17 protein-coding genes are annotated in these 12,942 nt (G+C 38.8%); 8 read left to right on the top strand and 9 right to left on the bottom strand.

The genetic code is table 11. The features are described from left to right. Positions 1-263: 263 nt before the first annotated feature. The gene (locus NSQ62_RS09370) at positions 264-566 is read left to right on the top strand and encodes a sodium/substrate symporter small subunit (RefSeq protein WP_341323659.1); all 303 of its coding nucleotides are present in this window, start codon (positions 264-266) and stop codon (positions 564-566) included. A gap of 16 nt (positions 567-582) precedes the next feature. Beyond that, positions 583-2,259, top strand: coding sequence for a sodium:solute symporter family protein (locus NSQ62_RS09365; RefSeq protein ID WP_341323658.1), 1,677 nt, complete (start codon positions 583-585; stop codon positions 2,257-2,259). Between the two features lie 613 nt (positions 2,260-2,872). Here the strand turns inward: NSQ62_RS09365 and NSQ62_RS09360 are convergent. The 4 genes from NSQ62_RS09360 to NSQ62_RS09345 all read right to left on the bottom strand — a co-directional run bounded on the left by NSQ62_RS09360 (position 2,873) and on the right by NSQ62_RS09345 (position 5,549). Further along, a complete protein-coding gene (locus NSQ62_RS09360; RefSeq protein ID WP_341323657.1) occupies positions 2,873-3,280 on the bottom strand; it encodes a DUF86 domain-containing protein in 408 nt (135 codons plus the stop codon). Beyond that, positions 3,273-3,683, bottom strand: a complete 411-nt coding sequence (locus NSQ62_RS09355; RefSeq protein ID WP_341323656.1) for a nucleotidyltransferase domain-containing protein — start codon at positions 3,681-3,683, stop codon at positions 3,273-3,275. Before NSQ62_RS09355 ends, NSQ62_RS09360 begins: the two co-directional genes overlap by 8 nt. Positions 3,684-3,761: 78 nt before the next feature. Continuing rightward, on the bottom strand, positions 3,762-4,523 hold the full coding sequence (locus tag NSQ62_RS09350) for a class I SAM-dependent methyltransferase (RefSeq protein WP_341323655.1): 762 nt from the start codon (positions 4,521-4,523) through the stop codon (positions 3,762-3,764). 129 nt (positions 4,524-4,652) lie between these two features. Further along, positions 4,653-5,549 carry a sulfurtransferase gene (locus NSQ62_RS09345; RefSeq protein ID WP_341323914.1) on the bottom strand — a complete coding sequence of 299 codons (897 nt, stop codon included), beginning with the start codon at positions 5,547-5,549 and terminating at the stop codon, positions 4,653-4,655. 277 nt (positions 5,550-5,826) lie between these two features. Here NSQ62_RS09345 and NSQ62_RS09340 point away from each other — a divergent pair, with 277 nt between their 5' ends. Beyond that, positions 5,827-6,132: a DUF378 domain-containing protein gene (locus NSQ62_RS09340; protein ID WP_341323654.1), complete on the top strand. Its 306-nt coding sequence runs from the start codon at positions 5,827-5,829 to the stop codon at positions 6,130-6,132. 52 nt (positions 6,133-6,184) lie between these two features. Continuing rightward, positions 6,185-7,324: a zinc-dependent alcohol dehydrogenase gene (locus NSQ62_RS09335; protein ID WP_341323653.1), complete on the top strand. Its 1,140-nt coding sequence runs from the start codon at positions 6,185-6,187 to the stop codon at positions 7,322-7,324. 155 nt (positions 7,325-7,479) lie between these two features. Here NSQ62_RS09335 and NSQ62_RS09330 read toward each other — a convergent pair whose 3' ends face one another. The 3 genes from NSQ62_RS09330 to NSQ62_RS09320 form a co-directional block, all read right to left on the bottom strand. Next, the gene (locus tag NSQ62_RS09330; RefSeq protein ID WP_341323652.1) at positions 7,480-8,037 is read right to left on the bottom strand and encodes a hypothetical protein; all 558 of its coding nucleotides are present in this window, start codon (positions 8,035-8,037) and stop codon (positions 7,480-7,482) included. 187 nt (positions 8,038-8,224) lie between these two features. Further along, a complete protein-coding gene (locus NSQ62_RS09325; protein WP_341323651.1) occupies positions 8,225-8,722 on the bottom strand; it encodes a hypothetical protein in 498 nt (165 codons plus the stop codon). Continuing rightward, entirely contained in the window at positions 8,722-8,928 is a 207-nt protein-coding gene (locus NSQ62_RS09320) for a helix-turn-helix transcriptional regulator (protein ID WP_341323650.1), read from the bottom strand. The genes NSQ62_RS09325 and NSQ62_RS09320 overlap by 1 nt, the downstream gene beginning before the upstream one ends. Positions 8,929-9,083: 155 nt before the next feature. Between NSQ62_RS09320 and NSQ62_RS09315 the strand changes: the two genes are divergently transcribed. The 3 genes from NSQ62_RS09315 to NSQ62_RS09305 all read left to right on the top strand — a co-directional run bounded on the left by NSQ62_RS09315 (position 9,084) and on the right by NSQ62_RS09305 (position 10,692). Then, positions 9,084-9,326, top strand: coding sequence for a spore protein Tlp (locus NSQ62_RS09315; RefSeq protein ID WP_341323649.1), 243 nt, complete (start codon positions 9,084-9,086; stop codon positions 9,324-9,326). Between the two features lie 240 nt (positions 9,327-9,566). Beyond that, the gene (locus tag NSQ62_RS09310; protein ID WP_341323648.1) at positions 9,567-9,836 is read left to right on the top strand and encodes a hypothetical protein; all 270 of its coding nucleotides are present in this window, start codon (positions 9,567-9,569) and stop codon (positions 9,834-9,836) included. Between the two features lie 154 nt (positions 9,837-9,990). Further along, positions 9,991-10,692 (top strand): response regulator transcription factor, encoded by a 702-nt coding sequence (locus tag NSQ62_RS09305; protein WP_341323647.1) that lies wholly within the window; start codon positions 9,991-9,993, stop codon positions 10,690-10,692. 60 nt (positions 10,693-10,752) lie between these two features. On the opposite strand, the gene NSQ62_RS09300 is transcribed toward NSQ62_RS09305, so the two are convergent. Further along, the gene (locus NSQ62_RS09300) at positions 10,753-11,697 is read right to left on the bottom strand and encodes a c-type cytochrome (RefSeq protein WP_341323646.1); all 945 of its coding nucleotides are present in this window, start codon (positions 11,695-11,697) and stop codon (positions 10,753-10,755) included. A gap of 401 nt (positions 11,698-12,098) precedes the next feature. On the opposite strand from NSQ62_RS09300, the gene NSQ62_RS09295 reads away from it, so the two are divergent. Continuing rightward, complete coding sequence (locus tag NSQ62_RS09295) at positions 12,099-12,299, top strand: cold-shock protein (RefSeq protein ID WP_341323645.1); 201 nt, start codon at positions 12,099-12,101, stop codon at positions 12,297-12,299. Between the two features lie 99 nt (positions 12,300-12,398). Here NSQ62_RS09295 and NSQ62_RS09290 read toward each other — a convergent pair whose 3' ends face one another. Further along, positions 12,399-12,932, bottom strand: coding sequence for a DUF402 domain-containing protein (locus NSQ62_RS09290; protein ID WP_341323644.1), 534 nt, complete (start codon positions 12,930-12,932; stop codon positions 12,399-12,401). Positions 12,933-12,942 lie beyond the last annotated feature (10 nt).

The raw sequence follows: 12,942 nt of genomic DNA, 5'->3' as shown, positions 1-12,942 counted from the left end.
CGTTTTATCTTGATTATTTCCAACATACATTAAAAAAACGTTGAGATTATAGGAGGTGTTTAGTTGCTTCAGTTTTTTATCGTATTCACTATTTGCTGTCTTGCCTATGCACTAATAAAAAAACGTTTCATTGCTCTTACCTTTCCTGTAGCTGCACTAGTTATTTTGATGATCGTCAAAGTAGTTTTGGTCCCGCTTCCTTTAAAAGAAACGTTTCAATTTATTTTTGATCTAAGATAAATTTACGAAGAAAGGTGGTCCGTATGAAGAAGATTGATAAAAAAGTTGCTGATGCTTATTTCCGTGAGAAAAATATGTACATGCTCGTTTACTTTGCTCTTTGGTTTCTTGTGTCTTATGTTGTGGTAGCGTTTGCAGACTCATTAACTGAATTTCAGTTTTTAGGATTCCCATTCCATTATTTTATGGGGGCAATTGGCGCGTTATTTACTTTCATTGTTTTACTGTTTGTAAATGCGATTGTCGGGGACAAAATTGATAAAAAGTATGGGATTGATGATAAACGCAATCAAGAAATCGGTTCAAAAAATATGGTAGAGCACTAATGGAAGGAGGCTGAATATGGATACTCAATTTCTAGTATCACTGGTAATTATATTATGTACATTTGCTTTATATATTTGGATTGCTGTATATAATACGGCTAAGCAAACATCAGATTTCTATGTTGCTGGTCGTGGAATACCTCCTATTTTTAACGGGATGGCCATCGGGGCAGACTGGATGAGTGCCGCATCCTTTATCGGAATGGCTGGTACAATCATGTTACTTGGTTATGATGGATTGGCCTATATTATGGGATGGACAGGCGGTTATTTATTTTTAACCATATTACTTGCACCGCAGCTTCGTAAATTCGGTCGCTTTACTGTACCTGAATTTATTGGAGACCGTTTTAATAGTAAGGCAGCGCTCATCATAGCTGCGATCTGTACAATTATTATCAGCTTCACGTATTCAATCGGACAGCTATCAGGTTCTGGTGTAGTAATCGGACGCCTTTTTGAAATTGATGCGAAAATAGGAACGATGATCGGCGTTGTATTAATTGCCTTTTATGCTGCATTCGGTGGGATGAAAGGGATTACTTGGACACAAGTAGCACAATACATCATTTTAATTATCGCTTATTTAGTACCTGTTATTTTTATGTCCTTACATTTAACGAGTAATCCTTTACCGTGGATTTCCTATGGTGAAGTGTTAACAAAAATGGGTGAACTCGACCGAGAACTCGGGATTTCGGAATATTTCGCCCCCTTCACAAATGGAACCAAGTGGCAGTTTTTAGCACTCATGTTTACATTAATGTGCGGTACAGCTGGTCTTCCTCATGTTATTGTACGTTTTTATACAGTAGGTACGATGAAAGCGGCTCGTTGGTCAGGTGCATGGGCATTAGTGTTTATCGGCCTTTTATATTTTAGTGCACCCGCTTATGCAGCCTTTGCTCGTTTTATTTTAATGACGGAAGTTGCTGGTAAAAAAATTGCTGAATTACCTGCGTGGACTCAATCATGGATTGATACAGGAAAATTGGGGATAGCCGATACGAATGGTGATGGCATTCTTCAATGGCTTGAACTTAAAATCGCGAACGATATTGTCGTAATGGCTACGCCTGAAATCGCAAATCTAGGTGTATTTGTTATTGGACTAGTTGCTGCAGGTGCCATGGCGGCTGCGCTATCTACAGCTGGTGGCTTAATGATTTCTATTTCTTCTTCGTTTGCACATGATATTTATTACCGTATCATCAATCCACAAGCAACTGAACGAAAACGCCTATTTGTAGGTCGTATTTCAATTGTCGTGGCAACACTACTCGCTGGACTTATTGCACTAAACCCACCTGGTGCCATAACACAAATCGTTGCATGGGCATTTGCACTTGCTACCGGTACGTTCTTCCCTGCGCTTGTACTAGGCGTTTGGTGGAAGCGTGCGAATGCAAAAGGAACGATGGCAGGTATGCTTGTCGGTTTAACTGTGACACTTCTTTACATTTTTAGTGCGAAGTATGCTGGCTTTACGATATTAGGGATTATCGATACAGGCGCTGGAGTCTTCGGGGCGATCGCTGCCTTCACTACGAATATCATTGTGTCACTTGCAACACGTCCTCCTTCACAAGAGCTTCAGGATGCAGTTATAAACCTACGTTATCCTGAGCAAATGACGTATAAAGATGGTGAAGTTTATTTAAATGACGGCTCATCGAAAGATACAACGCATTAAGAGGATACTGTTCCCCTTTTTTCAGAATCACTAGAATTTCAAAATGCCAAAACGTCGATTTCACAACGTTTTGGCATTTTTTTATTTTATATTAATTTTTATAAGAACTAAAAAGCAGCATCTCACAAGGAGATGCTGCAGTAGAATTCTTTGTTCCTGAAGAACTCTAATGGGTTTGGCACCCAATAAAGGTGATTTTATCATTTTAAATCACCTTTATTCGGTGTCAACAAGTGTTCGTGTTGTTTCTTCTAATTCAATATAGCATAGGAATCTGCGAAACCTTAACTAATTATGTATTCTGTGTATAGACAATAGACGAAAAAACGCATCTTAAGTAAGTCCGGTTTTAAAAAAACGCTATCTAACAGCATTTATAGCTGTTTAGATAGCGGTTATTTATAAAATAAGTCGGCACCAAAAAATGTTTATAGAAAAACAACTGCTTACATCAGGAAAATGAGGCGTTAAGTTACTAAGTGGTAGAAAAGTGTATGTTACTTCTAGCTCATTCCTTAAAATATGGACAGGTCCAAGTGGCTTCATTAACATGTTTTTCAATCCAAATCAGTCTAAACTCATTTGAATTTAAATAACAAGAAACTGTTATCAACTACATTTCTAATTGTAAAATAACCTTCGTAAATTCTTTAAAATCATCAATATGCTTTTCTAAAATGGCTTGTAAAATATTAAGCTCTAAAGATTGGTAATCATGTACTGCAATATTACGGAAACCAACCATGTTCATTAATGTTTTCGCTAAAGAAGCTTCAATCAAATCAGCTTCTTGGAGCAACTTGAATGCTTCACGGCTAGCTTTTGGCACGCCAAGTTTACGTTCACTAACAATATTCATGGCTAAATCAATGCTCGCTTCACAAGCACGCTGAATGTTCAAAATGATACTATCTTGTTTTGTGAAATCAGATAAGTTTTCAGGTTTGCCTTCATATACGTCATGAATACGATTGACACAACGTTCAATTGTTATTGTCTTATTTAAGATTACATCATTCATCGCCAAACACACTTCCTCGTTCTTTAATTCCTTCAATAATACCCGCACGCTGTTCGCTTAGTGTTGCATACATACTATAGGCACGTATTTTTTGGCGTGTAAATTCATTTTCGTTTTGAATATAAATCGGCTTACCTTGTTCAAAAATTTGCATCGTAAAGACAGTATCGATTTGTTTAATATCAACTAAATCAACTTCACGACCAATGAGTGTGGCTAGCTCTCCCGCTAAAAGAAACCGTTCATAAGATGATAGGTGCTGTTCACTAAAATAAGCAAGGTCAATATCGCTATCTTCACGAGTAGTCCCTTTTGCAAATGAACCGAATAATATAATGAATGCTGTATTTAGTCGAGCATTAATTGTCTCGATTATTTGCTGTTTGATGTCTTTATTTAGCATACGAACACCGTCCTTTATTTTATTATAAAGCTTTGAAAAAAAAACCGCACTAGTTGTCCCCAATAAACTAAGCATTTATTAAAGTTTACTACTCTCGTGTTTAGTAGCCTTTATTATAAATGTAGCTGGAACAAGAGATGCTCTTTGCGTTGAATACCATTTCGAAGGATTTTCTGTATTGGTAGTCGGCAATATTACATCATCGATTACCTTCTCAATGGTGAAGCCAGTCTCTATAAGCGTATTAATATATGTACTTAATTTCCGATGGTGGATGACAACATGATTGTGCCATGCCTCATTGTATTCGGGCCCTTCGATATTGTAAGATTTTTTAAAGGTGAATGATGCATTTTCATAAGTCAATCGATCGTGAATCGGATGCTCCCAACTAAATATAAATGTACCACCAGGTTTTAAATAACTATGGATATTCGACAAGGTCTTTTGTAAATCAACGGTCCATCCTAATGCATAAATGGAATATGCTACATCAAAGTATTCAAGTGGCAAGCCTGGATTCTCTTCCATAGGCGATTCGAACAAGGTGACTTTACTTTGTTGAACACGTAGCAATTTTTCAGCTGTTTCAATTTGTTTGGTTGAAAGGTCTAACCCCCACAATTCCTGAGCTCCTTCACTCCCCATATACTGCAATGAATGTCCGCTTCCACACCCGATATCTAAAATCTTTTTACCTGCAATAGGTCCGAATAAATGAAGTTGATCTTCACTTAAAGAAAATGGACCGTATTCAGGAAGAGCTGTTCTTCCATAATAACGCTCTGCAGTTTTTTCCCACCCTTCCTTATTCATACTCAAAATTTCATTCATATTCATTCTAATCTCACAACCCTTTTATTGAATTAACGTAGTCCAATTCGAACTGCATTTGAACAATTTCGATAACTATCCTGTTTTATCCTTCAAAAAAAGCATGAGAGCTCTAAACTCTCATGCTTTCCATTATTACTTCCCCGTCACTAGCGGACAAGTTGTGTCAGCTGCCCATTCGTTCATCGAGCCGTCATAAATTGCGACATTTTCCTGACCTAGTTTATTTAATAGTAGTGCATTCCATGTCGCAGCAATTCCACCGCCACAGTAGGTAATGACTGTTTTATCCGTATCAAGTGCACCGATATTTGTGAACGTTTCGCGCAGCTTTTCATCATCAAAAAGTAGGCGTGTTTTCGGATTAGAGTGACTACCGAAAAAGACGTTATGACTTGTTGGGATATGGCCCTTGCGTGGATACGTATTCGTTTCACCATAAAAATCTGGTGGAGACAGGCTATTGATCAAGACAACCGAATCATTTTCAATGGCTTCGCGCACTTGTTCTTTATTAACAACAAGCTCAGGACGTCGCGCGTAATTGAATGTGCTTTTTGGATAGCTTGTTGTGTCGGTAGTTGTTGAATAACCGTCCTGCTTCCATTTAACAAGTCCACCATCTAAAATAGCCACATTGTCAAAGCCCTCGTACTTTAGTTGCCAGCGAAGACGTGATGCCCAATAAGAGGCAATAACGTCTGCATTGGCAAGCGCTCCACGATCATAAATCACTACGTACGTATCCTCACCAACACCCAGTTTTTCAATTTCCTCTACAAATTGCTCGCGGCTCGGGATTGTCATTGGTAGCGCGGCCTTTTGATCAGAGAAATTGGTTAAAATGTCGGCAAAAACAGCGCCCGGAATGTGCTCCTCATTAAACGCATCTTGTCCAGACCATAAGCCAGGTGCCTCGCCGTCTTTATTTGGGATACTTAAAAATGTAGTTGCATCAAGCAGCCTTAACTTCGGATCTTCTAAACGCTCATGTAGCCACGCACTATCTACAACGAATGGAATGTTTGTCATCATACATCTCCTCAACTTTTCTTATTTGTTTACTTGGTATTAATGTACCAAAAATCTATTTGTAAAACAATTAAAATATTGGGAATTCGGTTAAAATAATCGTTCATTTTTATAAATAAGCAACAGCTACATATTTATATGTTAAACAATCCAGATTAAAAATGGCTATAAATTTAGTCAGGCTTACTTTGGTTTTTATTTGCTCTTTTATGCTCAAATCACGTATAAAAAGTTTTTTTCGGTAAACGCTAACTACGAATCACGAAGGAGGAATTTTATGAGTTTAATTTCAAGAATCGCGCTCGCGTTACTCATTGTTGGTGGCATTAACTGGGGACTAATTGGCTTTTTTCAGTTTGATTTAGTTGCTTCTATTTTTGGCGGTCAGGATGCTATATTATCTAGAATTGTCTACAGCCTTGTTGGGATTAGTGGCCTTGTTTGTATAGCATTGTTATTTACGCCGAGCGAGGAGATGCATACAGCTAAGGACCGCCCTGCCCGCTTCTCGAATCCAAATTATAACACGGAATTCGGCAAAGAACATGATTTCAATAAAGAACGGGATGCGAAGAAAAAGTGATGAACGGTGGCTTCATTTCCATTAAAACGCGCTCTTTACAGGGGGCTTTTCTATGAAAGCAGTTACGTATCAAGGGGCACAAGATGTACAAGTTAAGGATGTGCCAGATGCCAAGATTGAAAAGCCGGATGATATCATTGTTCGCATCACTTCCACTGCTATTTGTGGATCGGATTTGCATATCTACCGTGGTTCGATTCCGACAAAAGAGGATTTTGTCATTGGGCATGAACCGATGGGCATTGTCGAAGCGGTAGGCCCTGAAGTAACGAAGGTGAAGAAAGGCGACCGGGTTGTCATTCCTTTTAACGTTTCTTGTGGTGAGTGTTTTTACTGTGCAAACCACATGGAGAGCCAGTGTGATAACTCAAATGACAATCCGGACATTGATTCCGGTGCTTATTTTGGTTATACCCATCGTTACGGGAATTATCCAGGTGGACAGGCGGAATACTTGCGTGTCCCCTATGGCAATTTTATTCCGTTTAAAGTACCTGAGAACTGTGAGTTAGAGGATGAGGCGCTGTTATTTATTTCGGATGTCTTGCCAACTGCGTATTGGAGTGTCGAACATGCTGGTGTGAAAAAAGGTGATACGGTCATTGTGCTCGGTTCAGGACCTGTTGGATTGATGGTGCAGAAGTTTGCCTGGCTAAAAGGGGCCAGCCGTGTCATTGTTGTCGATCCACTCTCTTACCGGCTCGACCATGCAAAACGAACAAATCAAGTAGAAATCTTTAATTTTGATGACTTTGACAATATCGGTAATCATCTGTGGGAAATTACCAAAGGCGGCGCGGACGTTGTCATTGATTGTGTGGGGATGGACGGCAAACTTAAATTTTACGAAAAAATCGAGCAAAAGTTGAAGCTGCAAGGCGGGACATTAAGTGCAATCCAAGTGGCAATCAAAGCCGTACGAAAGTTTGGGACCATTCAACTGACAGGCGTCTATGGTTCCATCTACAATCTATTCCCACTTGGCACGATGTTTGAGCGAAATGTTACGTTAAAAATGGGGCAGGCGCCAGCAATTCATACTAGTCCCCTACTTTATGACATGGTCGCTCAAGGTACCATCGATCCAACTGACATTTTGACACATAAAATGCCGTTAGAAAAAGCAAGTGAGGCTTACAGGATGTTTCATGACCATGAAGATCAAAGTATTAAGTTTATCTTGAAGCCTTAAAAATTGGTTTCCGTTACGGGTACGCTTTCCGCGGGCACGGCCTGAGCCTGTAGTCTCAGGCGTCGTGCTGTTCCCGCAGGAGTCGACCCTCCACTACAACCAATTTTACAAAAGTGTTTATTTATTATGCAATATTTATTTTACTATTGAATGGCTTAGACATAAGGATCCATATAAACGATTTTCCACTCTCCGTCTATTTCTTCAAAACTTAAATTTATTACTTCAGCCATACCAGACTTGATATTCTCTTCTGTAAAGATGCGGATGCTCATTCCGTATTTTTCATAATCAGGCACTTGACCATAGAAATTAATACGCCAAAACTTGATTTGGTTATTAGCATCGTAAAAGAGTATTTTGTTGTTTCCGTCGATTGGTTCGTTTGTAATGTAAAACCAACTGTCTTTTGTGACCTCTACATTAAAATCATTTGAAACGACACTTTCTAAAAGATCCAAATCCCCCGTTTGCAATGCTTTCATAAAATCAAAAGTCAAATAACTGAAAGTCGTGAACAATTTCTTTCCTTTTTCAAGCTTATTACGTTGTTCAATTAAATTATCCACTTGTTCTTCTAAGGTGTGAATTTGGGATGTTAAGGCGTTTTCCTCGACTAAGCTTCCTGTATCTTTGGCTGTTTCTTTTTCTTCTGTACATCCTGCTAACAGAAAAACACCTATAATGAACGTAATTAATCCAATCCGTTTCATAATAAAAGCCTCCAAAAACACAAATTTTCTATATCCTACTAAATATTAGACAGCAACTTCTAAATTCCCTTTACCATCCACAACATTTTTGTTCATGCATTCATTCGATTCCCGGCGCTGTAATATCTAAATTAAAAAATGCCCTTCCAATACAACTTGGACAGGCATTTGAGTTTGATCTTGTAAGTTATTGATAATATTTTTTCATATGCGTGTAGTACAGCAAATTTTGCATGATACAAATACTTAACCCTAGCACAATGTAAACAATATGCGGGAGTTGTAAAACTAGCAGTAAAATCAGCACACCTATTGCATTCGTTAAAAAGATATAGCCTTTGCGTGTTGCTTCATTCGTTACCTTGCTGAAAAACTCATCATCGTCATTGAATTCGTTTAACGTAAACGCGGTAAAGGGTTTCAATTTTTTTGTTGGATTTGCGAGATTGTGTTTTCTAACCTTTAGCACATAAATTCCACATAAAGTAATTAGCGCAATCAAGCAAATGACCGAAAATATATACGGCATCAAATTTAATTTTTCTAACCCGAGTATCACCCGATTTTGCACATCAGGATCAAAATATTTTAAGACATACGCGATCCCTATTGCTTCACCGATTAATAAAACAAAAAACGCGCTATTAAATAAAGGCTCTTGCATACGAAGATCTTTTGTAGGCATTACACATTCTCCTCCTCTAACCAAAATAATTCATCAACCGTGACCTGTAAATGCTGTGCTAATTTTAGTGCCAGTGCAACAGATGGTGAAAAGTCCCCTTTTTCAATAAAGCCGATTGTTTGCCTCGTGACCCCACATAAAGCAGCGAGCTCAATTTGTGAAAAGCCATGTCGTGCACGCAGCTCTTTCACCTTATTATTTAACATTTCCCATCTCCTTCCTAAATTAAATGTAATGTATACTTAACATTATGTCAATAATACTTAACATTTAGTTTGGTTAAATTTTGATTCTGCGCATAAATAGATCAAACAATAACAAACTAATTAAGAAATATCATCTTGATTTAGGAGGGAAACGATTGGAAAACGACCGTCATCAAACATTCAATAAAAAGTCCGAGAATGCACGAAGCCTTGGAAAGATGATCAACAATACAAAGGAAAATATCGAACAAGCTGAAATTAGTATGGAATTTGCTGCTCCCGAGGAACTAGAACATCTTGAGGAAAAAAATGCGCATCGCAGGACTTCCATTGCCCAGATGGAAAAACAAATACGCGAAAAAAAGGCATTCGAAGCGCGAAAGGATTATTTTAAATAAGTTGTTTTAGAAGAAATAGCCCTCAATCTTAAGATTAGTTAGATAGAGGGTTTTTTTGCCACTCCAATTAAAGACCGGCGTTTCTCGACTCATAAATCCGCTATACGTCTAAGTTAAATACATACACGGACATATACTAGATGGATTTCTACTATTAATAGGAGGTGCGCACAAATGACCTTTTTTTCAAGACCACCACGAATGCCCATGCCTCAGCAACAATTTCGAGGAGCTCCGCCAATGCCTAGACAACGATTAGGCTACCCGATGCAAAACGCTTATCCACAACAAAGGCGGGAACCCTATCCTCCGTTTTATCCGCAAAATCCAAATTACGGACCGCAGCAGCAACCATTCAACCCATATCAGCAAATGCAGGGGCCAGGCCCAGGCTACGGTGGCGGATTGTCAGATAACTTAAATACTATCATGGGCCATGTTGGAACGGTAACCAATGGAATTAATGCGATGCAGCAAGTCGGTTCGTTGATGAATATGTTTAGAGTTTGATACTAAAAAAGCTGACGTCTTTTTGCCTTATGCAAATGAACGTCAGCTTTTGCTTAATACTTCTTATCTAATAGGTTTTTTACTTACCTTAAATCCCAATTAAAATATTGACTATTATGTTAAAATAATCATAATTGTAAAAAAATGAGGGATTATGATGCAACAACTATTAATTGTCGATCCAGACGCAGTATGGACAACGACATTAAAGGAATTTCTAACAGACCATGGCTTTGTAGTTGCTGTGGCAGCATCAGCTGAAGTGGCGATCGAGGTATTTCATCAAACTTATCCGTGCATGGTGTTGATGGAGCTTGCACTTCCGAAGCGTTCTGGAGAGTCGCTTTGTCAGTGGATTCGCGCTAATCAAACCGCCGATGTGTCAATTATTATGGTGACAAATAAGCATAACGTCGAGGTTAAAATTAACGGGCTCACAATTGGGGCCGATGATTATTTAACAAAACCCGTGCATTTACAGGAACTGCTTGCACATATACATGCGGTGCTACGTCGCACAGGATTGTTTTGCCAAAAAATTATTCATAACGGCTTGTGCATCAAGCCGCGCAAAGGTGAAGTCCTATTAAACGGGGAAGTCATTCAGCTAACGAAGCATGAATTTATGCTGCTGTATTTTTTAATGGATCATCCACATCAAGTGATTTCGCGAGAAGCGCTCGTTGATCAATTATATCCAAATATCGAAAAAGAAATTTTAGACCGAACGATTGATGCGCACATCAAAAAACTACGTGCCAAAATCGAAGTCGACCGCAAACACCCACAGCGGATTGTAACGGTGCGCGGTGAAGGCTATAAATACATACCAGAAGCACCGCACTTAAGCGGTTAATTAAGACTTGAACGAAGTACTGTCCGAAAAGTAAACACTTTTCGGACAGCCCCCTTTAACTTATTGAAAGCCTGTTAATACTTCTGTCCAGTCAATCGTGCCGTTTTGCGCTTCTTTACGGCGTTCTTTTGTCATAATATCTGCAGGTTTACCGCCCTCTGGCCAATCCTTATCATGCTTGCCCCATTCTGGTCGGTCCTGCATTAAAATATAGGCGGCTAAATCCGATGCTTCTTGGTCTGATAACGTCATTTCCTGACCAATTGGCATGTACGCTTGAATAAAGCCCGCCATTTTCGACATACGCGCTAAGCCAGCACCGTCGTTAAACGATGTCTCTCCCCACAGCGCTGGGCCTGTATTAGCGCCAATACCTGAGCCATCTGCTGCGTGGCATGAAATACACGATTTATTGTACAATTCTTCACCATCTTGCACATTTGGTGTTGGTACTTGCTTCATATCCACTGATTTTGCCCACGGACGTTTTTGCCCCTCTTCCATATCCTCTGAAATATAATCGAAATACGCAACGATTGCGTCTAGTTCTTCTGAATCCGCTTCAAACGTTTCACCATTCATACTACGTACCATACAGCCATTAATCCGTTTTTCAATCGTTACGAAATCCCCCGCGCGTGCGATGTATTTTGGGTAATCAATCGACACCCCTACAAGTGACGCCACTGTATCCTGTAAACCCGCGCCAGCGTGACAGCTCGTACATGAAAGATTCGCACCGACTTTATCTTCTGCATACACATGTGTTTCATTGACTAAATTATAGCCGTATAGGATACTTGAAAAGTTTTCGTGATCCTTTGGTACATCCTCCATACTAATTTGTGGAAAGGTTGGCTCACGATCTTGTGCAAGTGCCATCGCGGTTTGCGCCTCAAGCCCATCACTTATTACGGGATCGACACTAACAAATTGACTGTACACCCCGATTCCAGCTGTAATTGAAAGTATGATACCGATAATTGCTGCGATTAATTGTTTCATTGTCCTTCCTCCTTTGCCTTAAGATTACGCGGTAAAAGAAAGCTTTGGGACGGTTCTGAGCAGACGTCATCACGTTTTCAATTGCTTGTTACAATATCTTTTCAAATTCATTTTTTTCATCATATTTTCACAAAGCGTGTGTAAAGTAAGAATATTAGCGTGTTGATTTCACAAAGATTTGATGAATTTTTAATTTGATTTTGAAAAAAAATTTGAATGCCACTAGACAAATGATAATTTACGCTGTATACTATGGTTAATAAGTCAGCTCGACAAAACAATGAATTCGCCTATTATAAAGAGTATTCGTGTTTTAGTTAGTACTTTTTCTAATATGTGAATTTTTTTCTTTTAGAAGAATTGTGAGCTTATTAATATAACAACAATGGAGGTCATTTATTATGACACAAGGTACAGTAAAATGGTTTAACGCAGAAAAAGGTTTCGGTTTCATCGAGGTTGAAGGCGGTTCAGACGTATTCGCTCACTTCTCAGCTATCCAAGGTGAAGGCTTTAAATCTTTAGAAGAAGGTCAAAAAGTTGAATTCACAGTAGAAGAAGGCAACCGCGGACCACAAGCTGCTAACATCGTAAAACTTTAATTTTTACTATAACAGCTCAAAGAAGCTTCCTATTATAGGAAGCTTCTTTTTTATTTACTTCTAAGCATCGTTCCAATATATATGGCGGGCTTTTCTATATTATAATAATACCTCTCTATATTTACTACTGCTGGTTAACAGTTCAAATGTGCCCTGTTTAAGCTCTTTTATTACCCAATAAAATGTCGTATAAGCAAGATCATATTGTTCCTTTGTAATCCAATTGTTCTCGAGTGCTTGCTGCAATTCATCTTCATCCTTCGTAATCACTTCTCCTGTTGGCAACACGATAATATCTAAAAACAAATCTTCCATATAAGGCTCCCCTTGATCGACCCCATTACAATTCGTTATATCGATATACCACTGAACAACTTGCCCTTTGTCATTGAACGTTGTTGTAATCACGTAATTCGCATCCATTGGTAACTGTTGCAGCCTAGTATAATTTTTGTCTATAATACAAACGTTCTTTCCTCCCATCGTTTTCACGAAAGGCGTCGTGATTTCATGTATTTCGGTCAGTGCGATATACCCTGTAAAATCCTGTTCCTCCACCCATTTTTGTGAATAACGACGAGATGTTATCCGACTCCAATCATTACGATGTAAATAACGTTTTTCCAACATCATTTGCTCCCCC

This window comes from Solibacillus sp. FSL H8-0523, assembly GCF_038051985.1.
Taxonomy (GTDB): domain Bacteria; phylum Bacillota; class Bacilli; order Bacillales_A; family Planococcaceae; genus Solibacillus.
This window is presented reverse-complemented; position numbering and strand designations above follow the sequence as displayed.

Coding starts and splice junctions, on each gene's coding strand:
- NSQ62_RS09370 (WP_341323659.1), top strand. CDS start 264: ATGAAGAAGATTGATAAAAAAGTTGCTGATGCTTATTTCCGTGAGAAA.
- NSQ62_RS09365 (WP_341323658.1), top strand. CDS start 583: ATGGATACTCAATTTCTAGTATCACTGGTAATTATATTATGTACATTT.
- NSQ62_RS09360 (WP_341323657.1), bottom strand. CDS start 3,280: ATGAATGATGTAATCTTAAATAAGACAATAACAATTGAACGTTGTGTC.
- NSQ62_RS09355 (WP_341323656.1), bottom strand. CDS start 3,683: ATGCTAAATAAAGACATCAAACAGCAAATAATCGAGACAATTAATGCT.
- NSQ62_RS09350 (WP_341323655.1), bottom strand. CDS start 4,523: ATGAATATGAATGAAATTTTGAGTATGAATAAGGAAGGGTGGGAAAAA.
- NSQ62_RS09345 (WP_341323914.1), bottom strand. CDS start 5,549: ATGACAAACATTCCATTCGTTGTAGATAGTGCGTGGCTACATGAGCGT.
- NSQ62_RS09340 (WP_341323654.1), top strand. CDS start 5,827: ATGAGTTTAATTTCAAGAATCGCGCTCGCGTTACTCATTGTTGGTGGC.
- NSQ62_RS09335 (WP_341323653.1), top strand. CDS start 6,185: ATGAAAGCAGTTACGTATCAAGGGGCACAAGATGTACAAGTTAAGGAT.
- NSQ62_RS09330 (WP_341323652.1), bottom strand. CDS start 8,037: ATGAAACGGATTGGATTAATTACGTTCATTATAGGTGTTTTTCTGTTA.
- NSQ62_RS09325 (WP_341323651.1), bottom strand. CDS start 8,722: ATGCCTACAAAAGATCTTCGTATGCAAGAGCCTTTATTTAATAGCGCG.
- NSQ62_RS09320 (WP_341323650.1), bottom strand. CDS start 8,928: ATGTTAAATAATAAGGTGAAAGAGCTGCGTGCACGACATGGCTTTTCA.
- NSQ62_RS09310 (WP_341323648.1), top strand. CDS start 9,567: ATGCCTAGACAACGATTAGGCTACCCGATGCAAAACGCTTATCCACAA.
- NSQ62_RS09305 (WP_341323647.1), top strand. CDS start 9,991: ATGATGCAACAACTATTAATTGTCGATCCAGACGCAGTATGGACAACG.
- NSQ62_RS09300 (WP_341323646.1), bottom strand. CDS start 11,697: ATGAAACAATTAATCGCAGCAATTATCGGTATCATACTTTCAATTACA.
- NSQ62_RS09295 (WP_341323645.1), top strand. CDS start 12,099: ATGACACAAGGTACAGTAAAATGGTTTAACGCAGAAAAAGGTTTCGGT.
- NSQ62_RS09290 (WP_341323644.1), bottom strand. CDS start 12,932: ATGATGTTGGAAAAACGTTATTTACATCGTAATGATTGGAGTCGGATA.